This is a genomic window from Bradyrhizobium sp. 134 (genome assembly GCF_023074155.1).
GTDB lineage: Bacteria > Pseudomonadota > Alphaproteobacteria > Rhizobiales > Xanthobacteraceae > Bradyrhizobium.
In genome coordinates this window covers 1-1,385 of sequence record NZ_JADPKX010000054.1, presented here as the reverse complement: position 1 = coordinate 1,385, position 1,385 = coordinate 1, and the positions used below count along the sequence as shown (strand labels likewise).

The window sequence follows — 1,385 nt, the reverse complement described above, 5'->3', positions numbered from 1 at the left end:
TAGTCGTCTTCAATCCGGATGATGTCGTCTTCCCCGAGATAGCTTCCAGTCTGGACCTCGATCAGCTCCAGCATGATTTTACCGGGGTTCTCCATCCGGTGCACCGCGCCCATCGGAATGTAGATCGACTCGTTCTCGTGCACGCTTTTGACGGTCTCGTTGACGGTGACGCGGGCTGTGCCGCGGACCACGATCCAGTGCTCGGCGCGATGATGGTGCTTCTGCAGCGACAGACGCCCGCCCGGCTTCACCACGATGCGCTTGACCTGGTGCCGCTCGCCATTGTCGACCGACTGGTAGCTGCCCCAGGGACGATGCACCTTGAGGTGCTCCTCGGTGACCTTCGGTGCGACCGCCTTGAGTTTTGTGACCAGCCGCTTGAGCCCGTTGGCATCCTTCTGGCGCGAGACGAGCACCGCGTCCGCAGTCGCAACCACGATGAGATCGTCGACGCCTTCGAGGGCGACCAGCGCAGAGTCCGTGGTGACGTTGCAGTTGCGGCTATCTTCGAACACGGCGGCGCCATGCGAAGCATTGCCTTGCGCGTCCTTGTCCGACAATTCCCACACCGCGTGCCAGGAGCCGACGTCGGACCAGCCGCAGGACACCGGCACCACAGCGGCGCGCGCGGTCTTCTCCATCACCGCATAGTCGATGGAGATCGCCTTGGCCGCGCCGAACGCCTCGGGCTCCAGCGTCACGAAGCCGAGATCGCGACCGGCATTGGTCACGGCACTGGAAATCGCCTCCACGCTCGCCGCATCGACCTTGCGGTATTCGTCGAGCAGCACGCTGGCGGGGAACATGAAGTTGCCGCTGTTCCAGAGATAGCCGGAATTGACGTAGTCGGCGGCCTTCACCGCATCCGGCTTCTCGACGAAGCGCGCGACCGCGTGCACCTCGCCGGAGATGACCTCGCCCGGGCTGATATAGCCGTATTCGGTCGCCGGTCGCTCCGGCTTGACGCCGAAGGTGACGATGCGCCCGGCACTCGCGGCGGTGAGGCCCTGGCGGCACGCCGCGACGAAGGCCGCATTGTCCTGCACCACGTGGTCGGCGGCGAGCGCGAGCACGATCGCTTCACTCGCGCGGTTCTGCGCGAACACCGCACCGGCTGCGATCGCAGGGCCGGAATCGCGCCGCATCGGCTCGAGGATCACGTCGGCCTCGATGCCGATTTCCGCGAGCTGCTCCAGCACCATGAAGCGGTAGGAGGCATTGGTGATGACGATCGGGCGATCGAACAGCGAGGCCTCCGAGACGCGGAGCAGCGTGTCCTGGAAGGTCGAGCGGGTGCCGAACAGCGGCAGGAATTGCTTGGGGCGCACCTCGCGCGAAGCCGGCCACAGCCGCGTTCCGGCACCGCCGCACATGATCAGGGGGAT

At 65.5% G+C, this 1,385-nt stretch carries 1 protein-coding gene; it reads right to left on the bottom strand.

Going from position 1 to position 1,385, the window contains the following annotated elements; all coding sequences use genetic code 11:
- Positions 1 to 1,385: mannose-1-phosphate guanylyltransferase/mannose-6-phosphate isomerase (locus tag IVA75_RS24675; RefSeq protein WP_247282324.1), on the bottom strand; the 1,385-nt coding region annotated here is incomplete at both ends.